We start from the raw sequence: 18,536 nt of genomic DNA, 5'->3' as shown, positions 1-18,536 counted from the left end.
GCTCAGACCCTCCGCACGACGGTGCCGGCGGCGGTGAGCGCGTTCGCGTCGTCCTCGGCGGCGTCGCCGGTGGTGACCACGAGGCTGAACGCGGACACGGGCGCCACGAACGCCAGCGCCGTGCGGGAGAGCTTGGCCGGCTCGGCGACCACGATGACGCGGTGGGCCGAGGCGATGATCGCGCGCTTGATCGCCGCGTCGGCGAGGTCGTAGGCGGTCAACCCGGCGGCGGTCAGCCCGCAGCAGCCGAGGATCGCGGTGTCGAAGCGCAGCGCGGCCAGGGAGGCCTCGGCGAGCGGGCCGGTGAGCGCGAGCTCGTCCGGGCGGGGCTCGCCGCCGGGGAGCAGCAGCCGCAGCTGGGGGGCGCCGGCGAGGGCGTTGGCCGCGTGCATCGACAGTGGCATGACGGTGAGCCGGCGCGAGGCGAGCAGGCGGGCGACCTCGAGGCAGGTGGTCCCGCTGTCGAGGACGACGGCCTCCCCGTCGGCGATCAGGTCCGCGACCGCCTCGGCGATGCGCCGCTTGGCGTCCAGCCCCTCGTGCGTCCGCACCGCGAACGGCGGCTCCTCGCCGCGCAGCGTGACGCTGCGCGCGCCGCCCCGGTAGCGCTCGACCATGCCCTGGTCGGCCAGCTGCTCCAGATCCCGGCGCACGGTCATCTCGGAGGTGCCCGTCAGCTCGGCCAGCCGCGGGACGCCGAGCTGCCCGGCCTGCTGCACCGCGTCAAGGATCCGCCGGTGGCGGTCGCTGAGCGTCATGCCCGCCATTGAACACCACTGGCGCGGTAAAGACAACGTTTCAAACGCGAATCTTGTTTGTTATGTTCGCTGCCATGTTCCCCTCGATCATCGTCGCGGCGCCCACCCCGCCCGCGGTCCGCACCGCCACCACCGCGACCTACGCGGCCTTCATCGGCTCGGGCTTCGCGTTCGCCAGCTGGGCCGCCCGCATCCCGCAGGTCCGTGACCGCCTCGGGCTCGACTCGGCCGCCCTCGGCCTGGTCCTGCTGGCCATCGCCGCCGGCTCCCTGGTCGCGCTCCCGCTGTCCGGCCCCCTGGTGACCCGCTTCGGCTCGTCCCGGGTCGTCGGCGCCATGGCGGTGCTGCTCGGCGTCGGTCTCGTCGTCGCCGCGCTCGGCTCGCAGGCCGGCGTCGCGCCGGTCGTCGCCGGCCTGGCGCTGCTCGGCTTCGCCAACGGGGCGTGGGACGTCGCGATGAACGTCCAGGGCACCGTGGTGGAGCGCCACCTCGGCCGATCGATCATGTCCCGCTTCCACGCCGGATTCAGCCTCGGTACCGTCGCCGGCGCGCTCGTCGGCGCGGCCATGGTCGCCCTGCACGTCCCCGTGGCCGCGCACCTCGTGACCGTCGCCGTGCTCGTCGTGCTCGTGGTCACGTGGCAGGCGCGGCGCTTCATCGCCGACCACGACCCCACCGAGCCCGCCGCCGAGCAGTCCGCCCCCGGCGGCGCCCTGGCCGCCTGGAAGGAGCCGCGCACGCTGCTGATCGGCCTGTTCGTGCTCGCCTTCGCCTTCGCCGAGGGCGTCGGCAACGACTGGATCAGCGTCGCCGCGATCGACGGCCACCACGTGTCCGCCACGCTCGGCACCATCGCGTTCGCGCTCTTCCTGACCGCGATGACCGCGGGCCGCTGGTTCGGCCCCCGGCTCCTGGACCGCTACGGCCGCACCGGGGTCGTGCGCGTCCTGGCCCTGATCGGCATCGCCGGCGTGGCCCTCTTCGTCTTCGGCCCCGGCCCGGTCTACGCCTACGCGGGCACCCTGCTCTGGGGTCTGGGCGCCTCGCTGGGCTTCCCGGTCGGCATGAGCGCCGGCGGCGACGACCCCCGCAAGGCCGCCGGGCGGGTGAGCGTCATCGCCTCGATCGGCTACTGCGCCTTCCTCGGCGGGCCGCCCACCATCGGCTTCCTCGGCGACCACATCACCGTGCTGCGCGCCCTGATCGTGGTGGCCGTCTTGCTGGCCGTGGCCGCGATGATCGCCGCGACGGTCCGCCCGCCGCGGCCGTCGTCCTGACCCATCCCGGGGCCGGACTTACGGCGGGTGGATCGTGTCGAGGGGGAGGGCCTTCTGGCTCGGTGCGCAGCGACCGAACTCGCACACCGAACGCCGGGAAGGCTCTCATGTCGCGCGCCGATGCACCGTTGACCGCGACCGGCCGCCTGCGCCTGACCCGGTGTGTTGTTGATGGCCGCTGACGGCTTGATCCTTTCGCCGCCGCCGTGAGCACGGCTCGGACCCGGAGGTGTGGCCGTCTCAGCCCGGCGCCAGCACAGCCGGGGCTCGTCAGTCTGGGCCGGGTCACGGGTCGTCCGATCTGCCGCTGGGAACATCCACCCGGCGACGTGGTACTTGCCGCGTCGGGAAAGCTCGGTAACGCCCTCGCGGCCGGTGCACCCAAGGCCACCACTACCGGCGAATGCAACTGTGCCGCGGCCGCCGACCGCATGAAGGACATTTATGCTAGCTGAAACGAAGTCTGGGCAACCTGTCGCGGGCGTGGTCGGCTGGCGTCGATGACTTAGGAAGGGCATCGTGCCGAAAGTATCTAGTGGCCGTCGGACGGCCACCACTGCTGTTAACACGTTCAAGGCCCTACTGGAGGGCCGAGATCACATCGTCCAGGATATCGATCAGCGTAATGACTTCGGTGAAGATTTATACGTTCAATTTACCGAGAACCGTGAAGTAACGGGTGATGTAATTAAAGTCCAGGTCAAGGGAGGGACGTCCTGGCGTCGCACTGGCGGCTACGGCGTGCCGGTTGGAGATCATGCGGCCATCTGGGCCGACGGGAACCTTCCCGTAATCTGTGTCGTCCACGATCCGAAAACCGATCGCCTGTACTGGGCTAACGCAACAGACCAGCTCTTGAAAGCCCGCCGAAAGCTACTCATGCCGAAGTATATATTCGTCAATGAGGCGGATGTGCTAGACGTCCAATCGCTGGATGACTTCGTCGCAGTGACGCGTCGGTATGTCAACCGCTACCGGGGCAACCAGGCGATGCGTACGCAGCTCAGTGACATGTCCGGTGCGGAGTTCGAGCCTTCGGACGTCGTTCTGCACTTCGTCAACTACCATGGCGAGGACTTGATCTTCTGGCAAGTTCGAGGTGAGGGTTTCGCGACCCTATTGCACAGCGACCTGGACTGGGTGCCGGAATATGTAGGGCCGGAAATGCTGCGGTTCGAAAGCATAGAGGGCCAGCCGGGCCTCGGTGAGGTTCCGGTACTCGGCGATACCATCCTCGACCACGCCGAAGCGATGTGGATCGCGGCATGTTTTGCTGCAACCTCCTGGGCACGCGAGCCGGCTCCGGATCGGCAACACGCTTGTATCAAGGCCGAGGTGGCCGACAACTACGTTGCGCGGCAGATCGTCAAGCGCATCGAAGCCGAACCCGATCTGCTCGTTCGGTCGGCCGCGGCCATGCACTCGACTACGTTGCCGGAGTCAGACCTGGCGGCCGAGATTGATGAGCTTGAGCGCGATCCGGAGCTGGTGGATGAGGCGATGGGGACGTCCGAGGAAACGTGGTGGGACATGTCGTTCGAGGCCAGACGCCTGGTAATCGCCTATCTCATCGACAAGGTGATAATCGGCGACCCGACAGACCCGATAGACCGGCAGATCCAGATCGTCTGGCGCAAGCCTCGCTGACCAGTGCCAGGACCCGGGCCCGGCCCACCGGCCCGGGCTCAGCGTTGCCGCGGCGACGTCGCGGGCCGATGTGGCCAAGGGGCACCTTCTACCTGCACTTCGCTGATCGCGGCGCGTTCATCGCGGCGAGCGGGCGCCGGATCGACGGAACGAGCTCGCCACGCCTTCGAACGGAAAGTGGCGCGGCTCGCCAAGGAGCAGGCGCATTGCCGGGCTGCGCTGGCGAAACTGGAGGCGTACGGCAACATTGTCGGATCCCGGAACTGCAAGGCACGTTGGACCAGGTCGGCGGCGCCATTGCCGGTGTCGAGGCGCGGGCGCGAACACCCGAGCGGGCCACGCCTACGTTACTTCCTACATCGGCGCGTTCGGCCCCGGCATGGTGAAGATCGGTACGACGAGACGGCTCGAACCTCAGGAACGTATTTGCGACTGGGCGGCGCCTCCCTCCCTTCCGGTTCGACACCCATGCACTGGTCTTCAGTGACGACGCCGTCGGCCTTGAATCCCAGTTGCCCACCGAACTCGCCGATCACAAGGTCAACAGGATCACCAGCAACGGAAATTCTTCTGTGCCACACCCGCCAGGTTCCCACCGTGTCGAGCGATTGGCGGCCGCCGCCGGGACTGTCGCGGCGGCATTGTTGATGACCGTTGACCGCTTCGCCGCTGCCGCGAGCACGGTGCGGGCGGGATGCGTGATCGTCCCGGCCCCACCATGGCCCGAGCGCCGGACCCCAGCCGCATTGGAGACCTGCCTGGTCTGAACCCGGCAACCGTCCACCGTGTCCTCGCGCGCACCGCATGCCGAATTCACGCATCTGGACCGGGTCACGGGTCTGCCGCTACGAGCGCGTCGGGACCGCCACGTCGGCTACGCCTAGCACCACGCGTTTTGCTGCGCGTCCCACTCTCGGCGCGACACCCGCAACCAGCGGCGGAGTCGAGCGCTGGCAAGCAGAGGCCGAGCGCCGCGAAGCGCTGGGCGCTAGCCCACGGGCCGGGCCCAGATCGGGCGGCGGATCAGGCAGAAGGGGTGGCCGGCCGGATCGGCGAACACGTGGTCGCCGGGCAGCCGTGGCGCCGAGCGCGACGACCGCCGCCGCGGCCCCGGCGAGGTCGTCCACCATCACGTCCAGGTGCATCTGCTGCGGGACCGCGGGACCGGGCCAGGTCGGGCGGCGATGGTCCGGCACGCGCTGGAAGGCGAGGCCGGACGTCGCCGTGTCGGGGGAGACCACCACGAAGTCGCCGTCATCGTGGGTGATCGGGTCGCCGAGCACGGCGCTCCAGAAGCGGGCGTCGGCGGCCGGGTCGGGGCAGTCGAGGATCAGATGGTGGCGGCGGCCTACGGGCACGGGATCACCCCAGCGGGCCGCCGGACAGGACGATGACCGTCCCGGCCGCGGCGGCGCTCAGCAGGGTCAGGACCGGGCCGCGGCGCAGGGCCAGGAGGAGCACCGCCGCCGCGGCCAGCACGAACCACTGCCAGGTCTGGGTGAGGGTCAGGGCCAGCGGGATCGCCGAGCCCAGGATGGCGCCGATCGCGGCCGGGGCCGCGCCGTCCAGGAAGGCCCGCACGGCCCGGTTGCCGCGCAGGCGGTCGAAGCGGTGGGCGCCCAGCAGGATGAACGCGAAGGACGGGCTGAAGGCGACAACCGAGGCCAGCAGGCCGCCGCTCAGCCCGGCCGCGGCGTAGCCGACCACCGCCACCGTCTGCACGACCGGGCCCGGCGTGATCTGGCCGAGGGCGACCGCGTTGAGGAACTGGGCGCCGGTCATCCAGTGGTAGTTGTCGACCGCGTCGGCGCGCATGAGCGGGATGATGACGAAGCCGCCGCCGTAGGACAGGGCGCCGACCTTGAGCGCGACCCAGGCCACCGACAGCAGGACCCCGCCGCCGAGGCCGGTCATCGCCAGGGCCGGGGTCAGCGGCCGCCGACGGGCGGGGACCCGCTGGGCCAGGAGCTCGACGATGCCCGCGACGACCAGGAGCAGCACCAGCCAGGGGCCGATGGTCGCGGCGGCGACGGTGCCGGCCAGGAGGTACAGGATCCATCTGACGCGGCTGCTCTGCTGCGGTGCGCGCTGCCATCCCGCGGGGATCAGGCTGACCCCGGCCTGGACGGCCACCGCGGCCACCGCGGCGCCCGCACCCGCGCCGGCGGCCTTCACCCACGTGGGCGGGTCGCCGTGCAGGAACAGCACCGCCAGGGCCAGGATCACGATCAGGCCCGGGACGATGAACGCGGCCCCGCCCACGAGCGCGCCCGCGCGGCCCCGGACCCGCCAGGCGCAGAAGATGGCCAGCTGGGTCGAGGCCGGGCCGGGCAGCAGGTTGCACGCCGCGATGGCGTCCTCGAACTCCTGCGCGTCGATCCATCGGCGATCCTCGACGCAGAGCTTGCGCAGCAGGGCGATGTGCACCGGGGGACCGCCGAAGCCGAGGCAGCCGATGCGGCCCCACTCCTTCAGGACGGTGGCGAGGCTTACGTCGTCGCGCATGTGTGCAGGAAGTGGTCGAGGCGCTCGGCGATCTCGTCGGCGGCGCGGTCGAATGCGGAGCGGCCGTCCGGCTCGGCGGACGGGTCGGGCATGCTCCAGTGGATCGTGTCGGGGTGCCCCGGGAACTCGGGGCAGACCTCGCGGACCTTGTCGCACAGCGTGATGACGTGGCCGAAGCGCTGGTCGGCGAACTCGTCCAGGTGCTTCGGGCGCGCGGCGCTCAGGTCCAGGCCGCGGGCGGCCATCGCGGCGATCGCGTCGGGGTGGATCGGCTTCGGGCGGCTGCCGGCGCTGTGCGCGGCGATCGTCCCGTTCGAGCGGTCGCGGAGCAGGGCCTCGGCCATCTGGGACCGGGAGCTGTTGCCGGTGCACAGGAACAGCACGCTCGTCGGCGTCGGCGCGGCCGGCGCCGGAGCGACGTAGCGCAGGGCCGGGTGCAGCGCGCCTCCCGCCGCGGCCAGCTGCTCGCCGCAGTGGGTGAGGTCCAGGCGGTAGTAGATGTCGCGGGCGTCGGCGGCGCTGCGGCGGGACCGGACCAGCTCGGCGCGGCGCAGGTGGCCCAGATGGTACGACACCAGGCTCTGCTGCTCGCCCAGCAGCGCGGTCAGCTCGTGCACCTGGCGGTCGCTGCGGGACAGCTCGCCGAGCAGCCGCCACCGCAGCGGGTGCGCCGCGGCCTGCAGGAACGGGGGTAACTCCTCCACGCCCGCAGAATACATCAAATCAGTTTTATGCAAATCGCCGGTGTCGGGCGAGCAGGCCGGGCGCCGGCTTTCCGCGACTCGCGGGCGTCGGCGAGCACGCCGAGGGCGAGCGCTGGCCTTGTGCGGATCGCCGGCGTCGGGCGAGCAGGCCGGGCGCCGGCTTTCCGCGACTCGCCGGTGTCGGCGAGCACGCCGAGGGCGAGCGCTGGCCTTGTGCGGATCGCCGGTGTCGGGCGAGCAGGCCGAGCGCCGCCTCTATGCGAATCGTCGGCGTCGGGCGAGCACGCCGAGGACGATCGCGGCCAGCCCGAGCGCCACGGCTGCGCCGGCGCCGATGACGCCGTTGCCGGTGCCCGGGCCGCCGTCCGCGGTCGCGAGCACGATGACGCCGGTGAGCAGGCCGGCCGCCCCGGCCGCCAGGGCGACGGTCGCGCCGCGGCCGGCCCGGCGCAGGGCCCGGGCGCCGATGACGACGGCGGCCAGCGCGACGATGGCGGCCAGGGTGGCCACGGCCCGGTCGACGGTCATGGTCGACTCCTTCACTTGTGCGAATGGGATGCCACCGATCCTGGCCGCCGCGGCGGTCGCGGCGCATCGGCCCGGGGACGGCTCTGCGCGGTGCCGCGGCCGTGGCAGATGCCGGGTGCCTGCTGCGCGCGCGGTAGGCCGATGCGGTCCGCGCGGACGAGTCGCCCGAGCCCGGGGGCGGTTCTGTGGGGTGCCGTGGCCGTGGCAGATGCCGGGTGCCTGCTGCGCGCGCGGTAGGCCGATGCGGTCCGCGCGGACGAGTCGCCCGAGCCCGGGCCCGGCTAAGGTGCCCGCATGGGCCGCATCTCGGACTGGGGCATCGCCGTCGGCGTCGCGGCGATCCTGCTGATCACCGGGGTCTCCGAGCACCGCCCCGGCCCCGCGGCCGGGTACGCGCTGCTGGTCGCCGGCGGCCTCGCCCTGGTCGCGCGCCGGCGGGCGCCGGTGGCCGTGCTCGTCGCGACCGGCCTGTGCGCGGTCGGCTACCACGCGGCCGGGTTCGACGTGTTCGCCGTCGCCTATCTCGTCGCGGTGTACGCCGCGATGCGCGCCGGTCGCCGGGCCGCGACCGTCGCCGTCAGCGTGGCCATGCTCGCCGCGCTGCCACTGGCGGCGCTGGCCGCGGGCCAGAGCACCGGCGCCGCGTTCGCCCAGTCCCGCGGCGTGCTCGAGATCGCGTGGCTGGTCGCCGCCGGGGCGGCCGGCGAGGCGCTGCGCCAGGCCGAGCGGCGCGCCGACGAGGCCGAGCGGACCCGCGAGGAGATCGCCCGCCGCCGCGCCGACGAGGAGCGGCTGCACATCGCCCGCGAGCTGCACGACTCGCTCACCCACCAGATCTCGGTGATCAAGGTGCAGGCCGAGGCCGCCGTGCACGTGGCCCGCAAGCGGGGCGAGCCGGTGCCGGACGCGCTGCTCGCGATCCGCGAGGCCGGCCGGGAGGCGGCCCGCGAGCTGCGCGCCACGCTCGAGGCGCTGCGCGACGACGACGCGTCCGGGCCCAACGGCCTGGAGCACGTCCCCGAACTGGTCGAACGGGCCCGGGCGAGCGGGGTCGAGGCGACGCTGACGATCGAGGGCGACCGGGCCGGCCTGCCCGCCGCGCTGGAGCGCACCGCCTACCGCATCGTCCAGGAGTCGCTCACCAACGTCGCCCGGCACGCGGCGGCCGCGACCGCCGCGGTCACCATCGAGTACCGCCCCGGCCTGCTCGGCATCCGCGTCGTCGACGACGGCACCGCCACCCCGGCCGCGCCCGTCGCGCCCGGCGTGGGCCTGCTCGGCATGCGGGAACGGGTGACCGCGCTCGGCGGCTCGCTGCACGCCGGGCCGCGCCCCGAGGGCGGCTTCGCCGTGCACGCCGAACTGCCCGTCGCGTGATCCGCGTGCTGCTGGTCGACGACCAGCCCCTCATCCGCAGCGGGTTCCGGGCACTGCTCGACGCCGAGGACGACATCGAGGTCGTCGCCGAGGCCGGCGACGGCGGGGCGGCGGTGGCGCTCGCCGCGCGGCTGCGGCCCGACGTGGTCCTCATCGACGTGCGCATGCCCGTGGTCGACGGGCTCGAGGCGACCCGGCGCATCGCGGCCGACCCGAGCCTGGACGGGGTGCACGTGGTGGTGCTCACGAACTACGGCCTGGACGAGTATGTCTTCACGGCCCTGCGCGCCGGGGCGGCCGGCTTCCTGGTCAAGGACATCCTGCCCGAGGACTTCCTGCACGCCGTGCGGGTCGCGGCGCGCGGCGACGCGTTGCTGGCGCCCTCGATCACCCGCAAGCTCATCGACCGGTACGTCACCCAGCCCCCGCTGGACCGTGCCACGGCCGCGCTGGCGGAGCTGACCGCCCGCGAGCGCGAGGCCGTCACCCTCGTCGCGCACGGCCTGGCCAACGACGAGATCGCCGCCAGCATGACGATCAGCCCCGTGACGGCCAAGACGCACGTCAACCGGGCCATGACCAAGCTGCACGCCCGGGACCGCGCGCAGCTCGTCGTCATCGCGTACGAGTCCGGCCTGGTCACTCCGCAAGGGCGAGAAGCGCGCGGGCGAGATGCACGATGAGCGCCCGGTGGACGTGTGGCCGGACCCGGGCGATCGGGTCCAACCTGATGGCATGCCCGACACCACCCCACCGGCCGCGCGGTCCGACCTGCTGGCCACGTCGGCGGACCTCATCAGCCGGGCCAACGATCTCGTGGCCGAGTCGCGGCGGATCCTCGAGAGGATCCGCCGCGAGCGCGAGGAGCGCCCGGCGGCCGCACGGCCGCCGGGCGCCCGGACGATCACGGGTAGCTGACCACCGTGTGCGGCGTCACCTTGCTCGGCAGGGCGGCGTCGCCGGTGTCGTTGATGACGTGGGTGATGGAGCCCTTGCCCAGCGACACGGTCAGGAGGCTGTGGAACTTGACGCCGGGGCTCACCGGGGCCTCGAACGAGTGGTACGCGGCGATCGACGAGTCGGTCGTGAAGACGCAGTAGCTGCCCATGCCCCACGCCTCGTGCGAGGTGACGGTGTCGGCGACCTTGTAGGCGGCGTAGCCGGTGATCCCGTCGTGGGACCAGGCGGCGGCCGACGGCGGGTCGTAGGGCAGCTCGTTCTGGAAGAAGATGGTCTTGCCGCCGTTGCCGTTCCAGATGACGTTGTACTGCTCGAAGTGCTCGACGAACAGGCCGTAGGCGGTCACGTTCTGGCCGTTGACGATGAGCCCGGTGTCGGAGGGGTTGGACGTCCAGCCCGCTCCGGCGCCATGGTCGGCCCGCCATGACCAGATGTGGTCGATGATCGTGTTGTTGTTGTTGACCACGAGGGCGTTGGTGACCTTGGCCGCGCCCGCACCGCCGACGCGCAGGAACACGTCGGAGATCAGGTTCGGGGCACCCGCGTGGTTGCCGGTCGCGCCGTTCGGGCCGACCTGCAGCAGCGCCGGGGAGTTCGTCGGGCCGGCGTCGAAGAGCAGGCTGGCGATCTTGACCCCGTCGACGTCACCGACGGCCATCGGCAGGGCACCGTTGTCGGCCACGATCGTCGCGTAGCCCAGGCCGAGGACCACGGTGTTGGCGCGGTTGATGTTGACGGTGGAGTTGAGGTGGTACACGCCGGGGGTGAACAGCAGGTTCAGGCCCTGCGCGACCGCCTGGTTCAGCGTCGCCGCGGTCACGCCCGGCTTGGCCACGTAGAACTGGCTCAGCGGCAGCGAGGTGCCGGGGGTCTGGCCGTTGATCCAGGTCGCCCCGCTGCTGTTGGTCCGCAGCGACGGCACGAACACCCGGTAGCCCGACGCGTCGGCGTACAGGTACGGCTTCTCCTGCGTCACCGGCGACGTGGGCAGCGTCGTGATCGGGGGCGACGGGAAGCTCGTGGCCGGCGCGCCCTCGACGCCCGAGAACACCATGTTCCACAGCGCCCCCTTCCAGCTGCCGATCGTCGAGTCGCGGGTGAACCACTGCTGCTGCGAGCACGGGCTGATCTCCCCGCTCACCCGGCTGTCGGCGATGTACCCGCCCGACGCCCACCCGCAGTTCGGGCTCGCGAGGGTCATGCCGCCGTGCACGTCCATCCGGCGGAACGGCGCCGCCTGGGCCACCGCCCACCGGTCCCGGCCCGACACCGGGTAGATCGACAGGTTCTCGGCCGAGCGCCAGAAGTTCTGGGTGGCGTTGCCGGCCATCCAGCCCGCGTCGACCGTGATGTCCCCGTGGATCTGCACGTCCTGCGGGTTCTGGCCGAGGCCGTTGATCGACGTGTAGAAGCCCAGCTGCGCGTTGAGACCCGAGTACGAGCCCGGCTTGAACAGCAGCTGGTAGCGCTCGGTGCCGAACTGGTTCTTCTCCTGCTGGGTGAAGATCTGGTCCAGCCGCGCCTGAATCGTGGCCGAGGACTGGCTCGGGTCGAAGACCACGACGTTCGAGCCGAGGTCACCGCCGCCGGGCAGCTGGGGGCCGTCCGGGTCGCCGGCGTAGACCGCGAACTCGAAGAGCGAGTAGCCGTACTGGGTCGCCCGCGTCGTGCCGTACATCCGGATGAACCGGCCGGAGCCGTTGACCGGCAGGGTCTCGGTGCCGCCGGCGCCGGTCGTGGTCGAGTAGATCGGGGTCCAGCCGTTCATCCCGTCGGCGGAGACCTCGACGCGGTACGCCTTCGCGTACGAGCGCTGCCACGTCAGCACCACCTGGCAGATCTGCGTCGTGGCGCCGAGATCGATCTGTATCCACTGTGGATCGACGCCGTGCGCGCTGGACCAGCGGGTCGAGCCGGAGCCGTCCACCGCCTTGGCCGCGCCGAGACTCGCGCTCTCGGCCGAGGACGCGGACGCGGGGCGATTGAGGGCGACGTTGGCGGTACCGCAGGCCGACGCGGCGACCGCCGGTCCGACCACTACGACGAGTGCATACGCCAGCAGCGCCGCGGCGACGGCTGCTAAGGCGACGAACGAGCGTTTCATGGCATCTCCAAGGCAGGCTCCATCGCCGCGCGGCGCTGGCGGGCGGCGCGTGGAGGCGGGGGCGGATGACTGGACCGTAGGCCTGCCGCGCCGGGCCGGACAATCGTTTGCCACGAGTTGCCAAATCGATCAACGGCGCTCCACTGTAGACCGCGAGTTGGCATGGCAACTCCATGGCAAACGCTTTCCTAAGGGATTCCGGCGCTGCTACGGTCCGCAGCTACCAATTGCCGATGCTCGATTCACCGCCAAGGAGTCGACATGAGCATCCGAACGGTGCTGCCCCTGTCCGTCGCAGCACTCGCCCTCGCCGCGGTGGCCGCCGTCGCCGGACCGGCCCTCGCCGCCGACGACCCGCCCCGCGCCCAGTACCACGAGATGCACGCCAACTGCACCGTCAACCACACGCTGAGCGACGACCCGATCGTCTTCCCGGGCCTGCCCGGCGCCTCGCACAACCACTCGTTCATCGGCAACCCGGTCGTGAACGCGAACTCCACCCCGCAGTCCCTGGTCGGCGGGGCCACCTCGTGCGAGGACACCCTCGACGCGTCCGGCTACTGGTTCCCGACCCTGCTGCAGCGCGGCGTGCCGCTGCAGCCGGACAAGCCGACCGTGTACTACAAGTCCGGCGTCAAGGACTACCGCACCGTCAAGCCGTTCCCGGCCGGCTTCAAGCTCCTCGTCGGCGACGCGAAGACCCCGGACGTCGCCCACTTCACCGGCAACTGGCAGTGCACCGGCTACAAGGGCTCGGACATCCCGCCGTCCTGCCCGTCGGGCGCCACCCTGCAGGTGCGCCTGGTCGCCCCGAGCTGCTGGGACGGCGTCCACCTCGACACCGCGGACCACAAGTCCCACATGGCGTGGCCGGTCTCGGGCGTCTGCCCGGCCGACCACCCCGTCCCGCTGCCGATGCTGGAGATCAAGCTGCCGTACCCGCTGAAGAACGGCGACACCGGCGGCCTCGTGTACGCCTCCGGCCCCAGCTACACGTTCCACTACGACTTCATGAACGGCTGGGACGCCGCCCGGCAGCAGTACCTCGTCGAGTACTGCATCAACGGCGGCCGGCAGTGCAACGGCTTCGGCGAGGACCCGAAGAAGCCCTGACGCTCACGGACCGATCGGCTCGGGGAGCGGCCGCGACCGTTCCCCGAGCCGTCACCGCCCGGAATGTCCGGGACGGTACGGTTGTGAGGTGACTGATGATGTCGCGCGGCCCGGCATCGCGCCCGGCGCCGAGAGGCGGTCCGCGGGGACGATGGTCGCCGAGCTGTACGGCGAGCTGGCCCCCCACCCCGGCGCCGAGCCGGACGCCTACGACCTGTTCCTCACCCGGTCGCTCGCGATGGGGTGGCTCGACGACACCTCGGCCGGCGGCGGTGCCGAGGACCGCATGACCCGCGCGCCCGGGCTGTGGTGCATGAACGACGCCGGCTGGACGCACCCCGGCGCCGGGCCGGGCCTGGTCGCCTGGTTCCAGGTCGACGTCACCGCCCCGGCCGGCGACCGCCCGCTGCCCGTGCAGCCGTTCCTGAGCTGCGCCCACGACGCCGTCGCCCGCGCCGGCACCGCCGACGTGACAGCGGTGCGCCTCGAGCTTCCCGTCGGCGGCATCGATCCGCGCACGCGCCCGCCCTCCGCGCCGGTGCCCGCGCTGCGCACCGCCGGCTGGTTCGAGGGGGCCGCGGCGTGGACGGCGGTGGAGCTCGACGCGGGGCCGGTGAGCCTCGAGGGCCTGCACGTGTACCGCGACGGGCGGCTCGCCGAGTGGTCGGCCGAGGCGATCGGCTGGCTCGCCGAGGTGCTCGCCGACCGGGCCGCGTGGGCCGGTGCCCGCGCCCCGCTGCGGCTCGCGGTCCGGCGCGCGGGCGGCGGCTCGGCGGCCGCGACCGCACGCCTCGACGTCTCCGGCGGGCGCGGCCGATAGGGCCGCGGCCCACCGGCGCCGGCGATCCCGCACGATCGAAGCGCGTCGCTGGCCGGGACCCGCCGGCCGTCACTCGCGCCGGGTGTCGGCGCCCGCGCCGCGAGCTGGTCCGCTGGATGCATGAGCAATCCGGAGCGGGAGCGGATGGCGGAGGTCGGCCGGCCGGAGGACGGGCTGGCGCAGGCGAGTCCGTGGTACCGCTGGGGTCCATATCTGAGCGAGCGCGCCTGGGGCACGGTGCGCGAGGACTACAGCGACGGCGGCGGGGCGTGGGAGGCCTTCCCGCACGACCACGCGCGGTCGCGGGCCTACCGGTGGAGCGAGGACGGGCTGGCCGGGCTCTGCGACGCGCAGCAGCGGCTGTGTTTCGCGCTCGCGTTCTGGAACGAGCGGGACCCGATCCTCAAGGAGCGCATCTTCGGGCTCACCGGCACCGAGGGCAACCACGGGGAGGACGCCAAGGAGTACTGGTGGTACCTCGACGCCACCCCGAGCCACAGCTGGCTGCGGTGGCGCTACCACTACCCGCAGCGGGCGTTCCCGTATGAGGACCTGGTGGCGGAGAACCGGCGGCGCGGCCGGGAGGAGCCGGAGTACGAGCTGCTGGACACCGGCGTCTTCGACGACGACCGGTACTTCGTCATCGAGGCCGACTACGCCAAGGCCGACCCGGACGACGTGTGCATCCGGCTGCGGATCACCAACACCGGCCCGGATCGGGCGCCCCTGCACGTGCTGCCGACGCTGTGGTACCGCAACACCTGGTCCTGGGACGACGCGCCCCGCCCGAGCCTCGAGGCCCGGGGCGACGCCATCGGGGCCGGCGGCATGATGCTGCGCGCCGAAGGGGAACCGCCGCAGCTGTACTGCGACAACGACACCAACGCCGAGCGCCTCTTCGGCGCCGAGTCGGCGGTGCGCTACCCCAAGGACGGCATCAACGACCACGTCGTGCACGGCGCCGACACCGTGAACCCGGCCCGCACCGGCACCAAGGCCGCCTTCTGGTATCGGCTCGCCGTCGACCCGGGCGAGACCGTCGAGCTGCGGCTGCGCCTGTCCGAGCACGCGGACGGCCCGGCCTTCGACGACGTGTTCCGGCAGCGGGAGCGGGAGGCGGACGCGTTCTACCGGGAGCTCGCGCCGGTCGGCACGAGCGACGAGGACGCCCGCATCATGCGGCAGGGCTTCGCCGGGATGATCTGGGGCAAGCAGTTCTACAACTACGACGTGGCCCGCTGGCTGGCCGGCGACCCCGCGCAGCCGCCACCCCCGCCGGCGCGGCGGCAGGGGCGCAACGCGGGCTGGCGGCACCTGGACGCGGCCGACGTGATGTCGATGCCGGACCCGTGGGAGTATCCGTGGTTCGCCGCCTGGGACTCGGCCTTCCACGCCGTCGCGCTCGCGCACCTCGACCCGGCCTTCGCGAAGTACCAGCTGATCCTGCTGTGCCGCGAGTGGTTCCAGCACCCCAACGGCGCCATTCCCGCCTACGAATGGGCGTTCGAGGACCTCAACCCGCCGGTGCAGGCGTGGGCCGCGCTGCAGGTGTACGACATCGACGGCCGCCGCGACCGCGCGTTCCTGCACCGGGTCTTCTCCAAGCTGGTCGTGAACTTCACGTGGTGGGTGAACCGGGAGGACGCCGACGGGAAGAACCTGTTCGAGGGCGGGTTCCTCGGGCTGGACAACATCGGGCCGATCGACCGGTCCCATCTGCCGCCGGGGTACTCCCTGGAGCAGTCCGACGCGACGGCCTGGATGGCGTTCTACTGCCTGAACCTGCTGGAGATGGCGCGCGAGCTGGCCGCGCAGGACCCGGCGCTGGACGACCTCGTCATCAAGTTCCTCGAGCACTTCGCGCTCATCACCGAGGCGATGGGCGGCCGCGACCTGTGGAGCGAGGAGGACAGCTTCTACTACGACATGCTCCGCACGCCCGACGGCTCGTCGGTGCCGCTGCGGGTGCGCTCGATGGTCGGCATCATCCCGCTCTTCGCCACCAAGGCGCTGCGGGAGGAGGACTTCCAGCGGGTCCGGGCCCGGTGCAAGGGCCTGGCCGACATCCCCGCCGAGCACGTCATCCACGCCGACGGCGGCGGCCGCTTCGTGGGCGTCGGCGTGGCCGGGTCCGGCCGGGTGCGGCGCATCCTGCCGCACCTGTTCGACGAGGAGAGCTTCCTGTCGCCGTACGGCCTGCGCGCCCTCTCGCGCTGGCACGCCGAGCACCCGTTCAGCCTGGACCTGCCCGGCTGGACCGCGAGCGTGGGCTACGAGCCGGCGGAGTCGACGACGGGCATGTTCGGCGGCAACTCCAACTGGCGGGGTCCACTGTGGATGCCGCTGAACTACCTCGTGCTGCGGACGCTGGAGGACTACGACTCGAACCTCGGCGCCGGGGTGAAGTTCGAGTACCCGACGGGTTCGGGCCGGATGCGCACGGCCGGGGAGATCGCCGAGGACCTGCGGCAGCGGCTGCTCTCGCTGTACCGCCGCGGGGCCGACGGCCGCCGTCCCGCGCACGGCTGGGCCGGCAAGCTCCAGCACGACCCGAACTGGCGCGACAACCTGCTGTTCTTCGAGTACTTCCACGGCGACAACGGCGCCGGCCTCGGCGCGATGCACCAGACCGGCTGGACCGGCCTGCTCGCCGAGCTCGTGGCGCGCCCGGGGGTGCGCCGGTGATCGCCCTCGGCCGCGAGGTCTGCGGCGACCTCGACGCGGCGAGCGCGCGCGAGTGGCTGGTGACGGACGGGCTCGGCGGCTACGCCATGGGCACCGTCTCGGGCCTGCGCACCCGCCGCTACCACGGGCTGCTGGTCGTCGCCGAGCCGGGCGGCAGCGCCCGGCGCCTCGGCCTGGCCGCGCTCGAGCCCCTGGTGCGCATCGGCGATCGCGTGGTGCGGCTGGCCACCGACGAGTGGGCGGGCGGCAGCGTCGACCCGGCCGGCCACCGGCACCTGGCCGAGTTCCGCATCGACGACGGGGTGCCGCGGTGGCGCTGGGACCTCGGCGACGTGGTCGTCCAGCGCGAGATCGCGATGGCCCACGGGCGGGCCGCGACCGGCGTGCTGTTCACCGTCCTGCGCGCGCCGCACGACATCGAGCTGGAGCTCACGCCGCTGTGCACGTGGCGGGACGCGCACGGCGAGCGCACCGCGTCCGGCGAGCCCGCGGTCACCGCGGCCGCGGACGGGTTCGTGTTCGAGGACGCCTACCGGGTCACCGGCCCGGACTGGCGGCCGGACGGGGACTGGTACCGCGGCGTCTACGCCCGCGAGGAGGCGGGGCGGGGCCTCAACCCCGTCGAGGACCTCTGGGCGGCGGGGCGCTTCGCGGTCCGGCTCGCCGCCGGCGGTACCGCCGGGATCACCGCCGCCGCGCAGCCCTTCGACGGGGTCCTGCCCCCCGCGGCCGGCCTCGTCGCCGCCGCGCGCAAGCGGGCCCGCAAGCTCGTGCGCCAGGCCGGGGTCAGGGATCCCGCCGGGCGTCAGCTCGCGATCGCGGCCGACCAGTTCGTCGTGGACACCCCGACGGGTCCGTCGGCGGTCGCGGGCTACCCGTGGTTCGGCGAGTGGTCGCGGGATCTCATGACCTCGTTCGAGGGCCTGTTCCTGTCGACCAACCGGCACGCCGACGCCCGGGCGGTGCTGCTGCGGGCCGGCGCCACCGTCTCGGAGGGCATGCTGGCCAACACCGCGGACACCGGCACGCTGGAGTACAACACCGCCGACGCGGCGCTGTGGTTCGTGCACGCCGTCGGCCGCTACGCCGAGGTCACCGGCGACCTCGACACCGTCCACGCGCTCGCGGGCCCGGTGGTGGAGATCCTGACCCGCCACCGCGACGGCACCCGCTTCGGCATCGCCGCCGACGCGGCCGACGGCCTGCTCACCCAGGGCAAGCCCGGCTTCGCGCTGACGTGGATGGACGCGCGGGTCGAGGGCCACCCGGTCACCGAGCGGCGGGGCAAGGCCGTCGAGCTCAACGCGCTGTGGATCTCCGCGCTCGCCTCGGCCGCCGAGCTGCTGGGCTCCTCCGAGTTCGCCGCGCTCGCCGACCGGGCCGCAACCTCGTTCCGGCGCCGGTTCGTGCGCCCCTACGGCGCCGGGCTCTTCGACGTGGTGGACGGGCCGGCCGGGGACGACGCGGCGGTGCGGCCGAATCAGCTCCTGGCCGTGTCGCTCCCGCACGCCCCGATCAACGACGCGGCCCCGGTGTCGGCGTGCGCCCCGCTGCTCACGTCGCTCGGCCTGCGCTCGCTGGCCCCGTCGGACCCCGCCTACCGTGGCGTGCACCGCGGCGGCCCGGCCGAGCGCGACGCCGCCTACCACCAGGGCACCGTGTGGCCGTGGCTGATCGGCCCCTACGCCGACGCCTGCGCGCGCCTGGGCCTGCCGACGGCCGGCCTGCTGGACGGCCTCGAGCTGCACCTGGGCGAGTGGGGCCTGGGCTCGGTGTCGGAGACCGCGGACGGCGACGCCCCGCACGCGGCCACGGGCTGCCCGTTCCAGGCCTGGTCGGTCGCCGAGCTCCTCCGCGCCCGCCGGCTGCTCGCGGCGTAGCCCGCCCGGCCCACCGCCCGGCGCGGGTCACTCGAGCTCCAGCGAGGGCCAGCGCTCGGCGGCCTCGGTCATCGGGAAGGTCGTGTGGGGCGCGGTGGGGCGTCAGCCGCAGCGCCCGGTGGGTCGCGGCCAGCGCCCTGGCCCGCGGCATCGGGCGTTCGTTTGCCGGACCGGGGCC

General features: G+C 72.8%; 15 protein-coding genes. 9 read left to right on the top strand and 6 right to left on the bottom strand.

The window, feature by feature from the left end; genetic code table 11:
• Nucleotides 1-2: 2 nt before the first annotated feature.
• Entirely contained in the window at nucleotides 3-758 is a 756-nt protein-coding gene (locus AC6JBM_RS17990) for a DeoR/GlpR family DNA-binding transcription regulator (protein ID WP_497984735.1), read from the bottom strand.
• Nucleotides 759-832: 74 nt separating this feature from the next.
• Here AC6JBM_RS17990 and AC6JBM_RS17985 point away from each other — a divergent pair, with 74 nt between their 5' ends.
• Nucleotides 833-2,035, top strand: coding sequence for an MFS transporter (locus AC6JBM_RS17985; protein ID WP_497984734.1), 1,203 nt, complete (start codon nucleotides 833-835; stop codon nucleotides 2,033-2,035).
• Nucleotides 2,036-2,554: 519 nt separating this feature from the next.
• Entirely contained in the window at nucleotides 2,555-3,682 is a 1,128-nt protein-coding gene (locus tag AC6JBM_RS17980) for a DUF4365 domain-containing protein (RefSeq protein ID WP_497984733.1), read from the top strand.
• A gap of 845 nt (nucleotides 3,683-4,527) precedes the next feature.
• Here the strand turns inward: AC6JBM_RS17980 and AC6JBM_RS17975 are convergent.
• The 4 genes from AC6JBM_RS17975 to AC6JBM_RS17960 all read right to left on the bottom strand — a co-directional run bounded on the left by AC6JBM_RS17975 (nucleotide 4,528) and on the right by AC6JBM_RS17960 (nucleotide 7,419).
• Nucleotides 4,528-5,040 (bottom strand): VOC family protein, encoded by a 513-nt coding sequence (locus tag AC6JBM_RS17975; RefSeq protein ID WP_497984732.1) that lies wholly within the window; start codon nucleotides 5,038-5,040, stop codon nucleotides 4,528-4,530.
• A 4-nt stretch (nucleotides 5,041-5,044) separates the two neighbouring features.
• Complete coding sequence (gene chrA / locus AC6JBM_RS17970) at nucleotides 5,045-6,187, bottom strand: chromate efflux transporter (protein ID WP_497984731.1); 1,143 nt, start codon at nucleotides 6,185-6,187, stop codon at nucleotides 5,045-5,047.
• Nucleotides 6,172-6,891: an arsenate reductase/protein-tyrosine-phosphatase family protein gene (locus AC6JBM_RS17965; RefSeq protein ID WP_497984730.1), complete on the bottom strand. Its 720-nt coding sequence runs from the start codon at nucleotides 6,889-6,891 to the stop codon at nucleotides 6,172-6,174. Before AC6JBM_RS17965 ends, chrA begins: the two co-directional genes overlap by 16 nt.
• Before the next feature lie 255 nt (nucleotides 6,892-7,146).
• Nucleotides 7,147-7,419 carry a DUF6223 family protein gene (locus tag AC6JBM_RS17960; protein WP_497984729.1) on the bottom strand — a complete coding sequence of 91 codons (273 nt, stop codon included), beginning with the start codon at nucleotides 7,417-7,419 and terminating at the stop codon, nucleotides 7,147-7,149.
• Nucleotides 7,420-7,713: 294 nt separating this feature from the next.
• Here AC6JBM_RS17960 and AC6JBM_RS17955 point away from each other — a divergent pair, with 294 nt between their 5' ends.
• Genes AC6JBM_RS17955 through AC6JBM_RS17945 form a run of 3 tightly spaced genes read left to right on the top strand, consistent with a single transcriptional unit; the run spans nucleotide 7,714 to nucleotide 9,714 of the window.
• Nucleotides 7,714-8,796, top strand: coding sequence for a sensor histidine kinase (locus tag AC6JBM_RS17955; RefSeq protein ID WP_497984728.1), 1,083 nt, complete (start codon nucleotides 7,714-7,716; stop codon nucleotides 8,794-8,796).
• Nucleotides 8,793-9,479, top strand: coding sequence for a response regulator (locus tag AC6JBM_RS17950; protein ID WP_497984727.1), 687 nt, complete (start codon nucleotides 8,793-8,795; stop codon nucleotides 9,477-9,479). Before AC6JBM_RS17955 ends, AC6JBM_RS17950 begins: the two co-directional genes overlap by 4 nt.
• A gap of 52 nt (nucleotides 9,480-9,531) precedes the next feature.
• Nucleotides 9,532-9,714, top strand: a complete 183-nt coding sequence (locus AC6JBM_RS17945) for a hypothetical protein (protein ID WP_497984726.1) — start codon at nucleotides 9,532-9,534, stop codon at nucleotides 9,712-9,714.
• Here AC6JBM_RS17945 and AC6JBM_RS17940 read toward each other — a convergent pair.
• Nucleotides 9,701-11,860 carry a pectate lyase-like domain-containing protein gene (locus tag AC6JBM_RS17940; RefSeq protein WP_497984725.1) on the bottom strand — a complete coding sequence of 720 codons (2,160 nt, stop codon included), beginning with the start codon at nucleotides 11,858-11,860 and terminating at the stop codon, nucleotides 9,701-9,703. The genes AC6JBM_RS17945 and AC6JBM_RS17940 overlap by 14 nt on opposite strands.
• A 261-nt stretch (nucleotides 11,861-12,121) precedes the next feature.
• On the opposite strand from AC6JBM_RS17940, the gene AC6JBM_RS17935 reads away from it, so the two are divergent.
• From AC6JBM_RS17935 to AC6JBM_RS17920, 4 genes are all read left to right on the top strand, one after another.
• Complete coding sequence (locus tag AC6JBM_RS17935; protein ID WP_497984724.1) at nucleotides 12,122-12,973, top strand: DUF1996 domain-containing protein; 852 nt, start codon at nucleotides 12,122-12,124, stop codon at nucleotides 12,971-12,973.
• 88 nt (nucleotides 12,974-13,061) lie between these two features.
• Complete coding sequence (locus AC6JBM_RS17930; RefSeq protein ID WP_497984723.1) at nucleotides 13,062-13,793, top strand: hypothetical protein; 732 nt, start codon at nucleotides 13,062-13,064, stop codon at nucleotides 13,791-13,793.
• Nucleotides 13,794-13,913: 120 nt separating this feature from the next.
• Nucleotides 13,914-16,478: an MGH1-like glycoside hydrolase domain-containing protein gene (locus AC6JBM_RS17925; protein ID WP_497984722.1), complete on the top strand. Its 2,565-nt coding sequence runs from the start codon at nucleotides 13,914-13,916 to the stop codon at nucleotides 16,476-16,478.
• Nucleotides 16,475-18,358: an amylo-alpha-1,6-glucosidase gene (locus tag AC6JBM_RS17920; RefSeq protein WP_497984721.1), complete on the top strand. Its 1,884-nt coding sequence runs from the start codon at nucleotides 16,475-16,477 to the stop codon at nucleotides 18,356-18,358. Before AC6JBM_RS17925 ends, AC6JBM_RS17920 begins: the two co-directional genes overlap by 4 nt.
• Nucleotides 18,359-18,536 lie beyond the last annotated feature (178 nt).

It is taken from the genome of Dactylosporangium thailandense, from assembly GCF_059739745.1.
This window is presented reverse-complemented; position numbering and strand designations above follow the sequence as displayed.

Coding starts and splice junctions, on each gene's coding strand:
- AC6JBM_RS17990 (WP_497984735.1), bottom strand. CDS start 758: ATGACGCTCAGCGACCGCCACCGGCGGATCCTTGACGCGGTGCAGCAG.
- AC6JBM_RS17985 (WP_497984734.1), top strand. CDS start 833: ATGTTCCCCTCGATCATCGTCGCGGCGCCCACCCCGCCCGCGGTCCGC.
- chrA (WP_497984731.1), bottom strand. CDS start 6,187: ATGCGCGACGACGTAAGCCTCGCCACCGTCCTGAAGGAGTGGGGCCGC.
- AC6JBM_RS17960 (WP_497984729.1), bottom strand. CDS start 7,419: ATGACCGTCGACCGGGCCGTGGCCACCCTGGCCGCCATCGTCGCGCTG.
- AC6JBM_RS17955 (WP_497984728.1), top strand. CDS start 7,714: ATGGGCCGCATCTCGGACTGGGGCATCGCCGTCGGCGTCGCGGCGATC.
- AC6JBM_RS17945 (WP_497984726.1), top strand. CDS start 9,532: ATGCCCGACACCACCCCACCGGCCGCGCGGTCCGACCTGCTGGCCACG.
- AC6JBM_RS17940 (WP_497984725.1), bottom strand. CDS start 11,860: ATGAAACGCTCGTTCGTCGCCTTAGCAGCCGTCGCCGCGGCGCTGCTG.
- AC6JBM_RS17935 (WP_497984724.1), top strand. CDS start 12,122: ATGAGCATCCGAACGGTGCTGCCCCTGTCCGTCGCAGCACTCGCCCTC.
- AC6JBM_RS17925 (WP_497984722.1), top strand. CDS start 13,914: ATGAGCAATCCGGAGCGGGAGCGGATGGCGGAGGTCGGCCGGCCGGAG.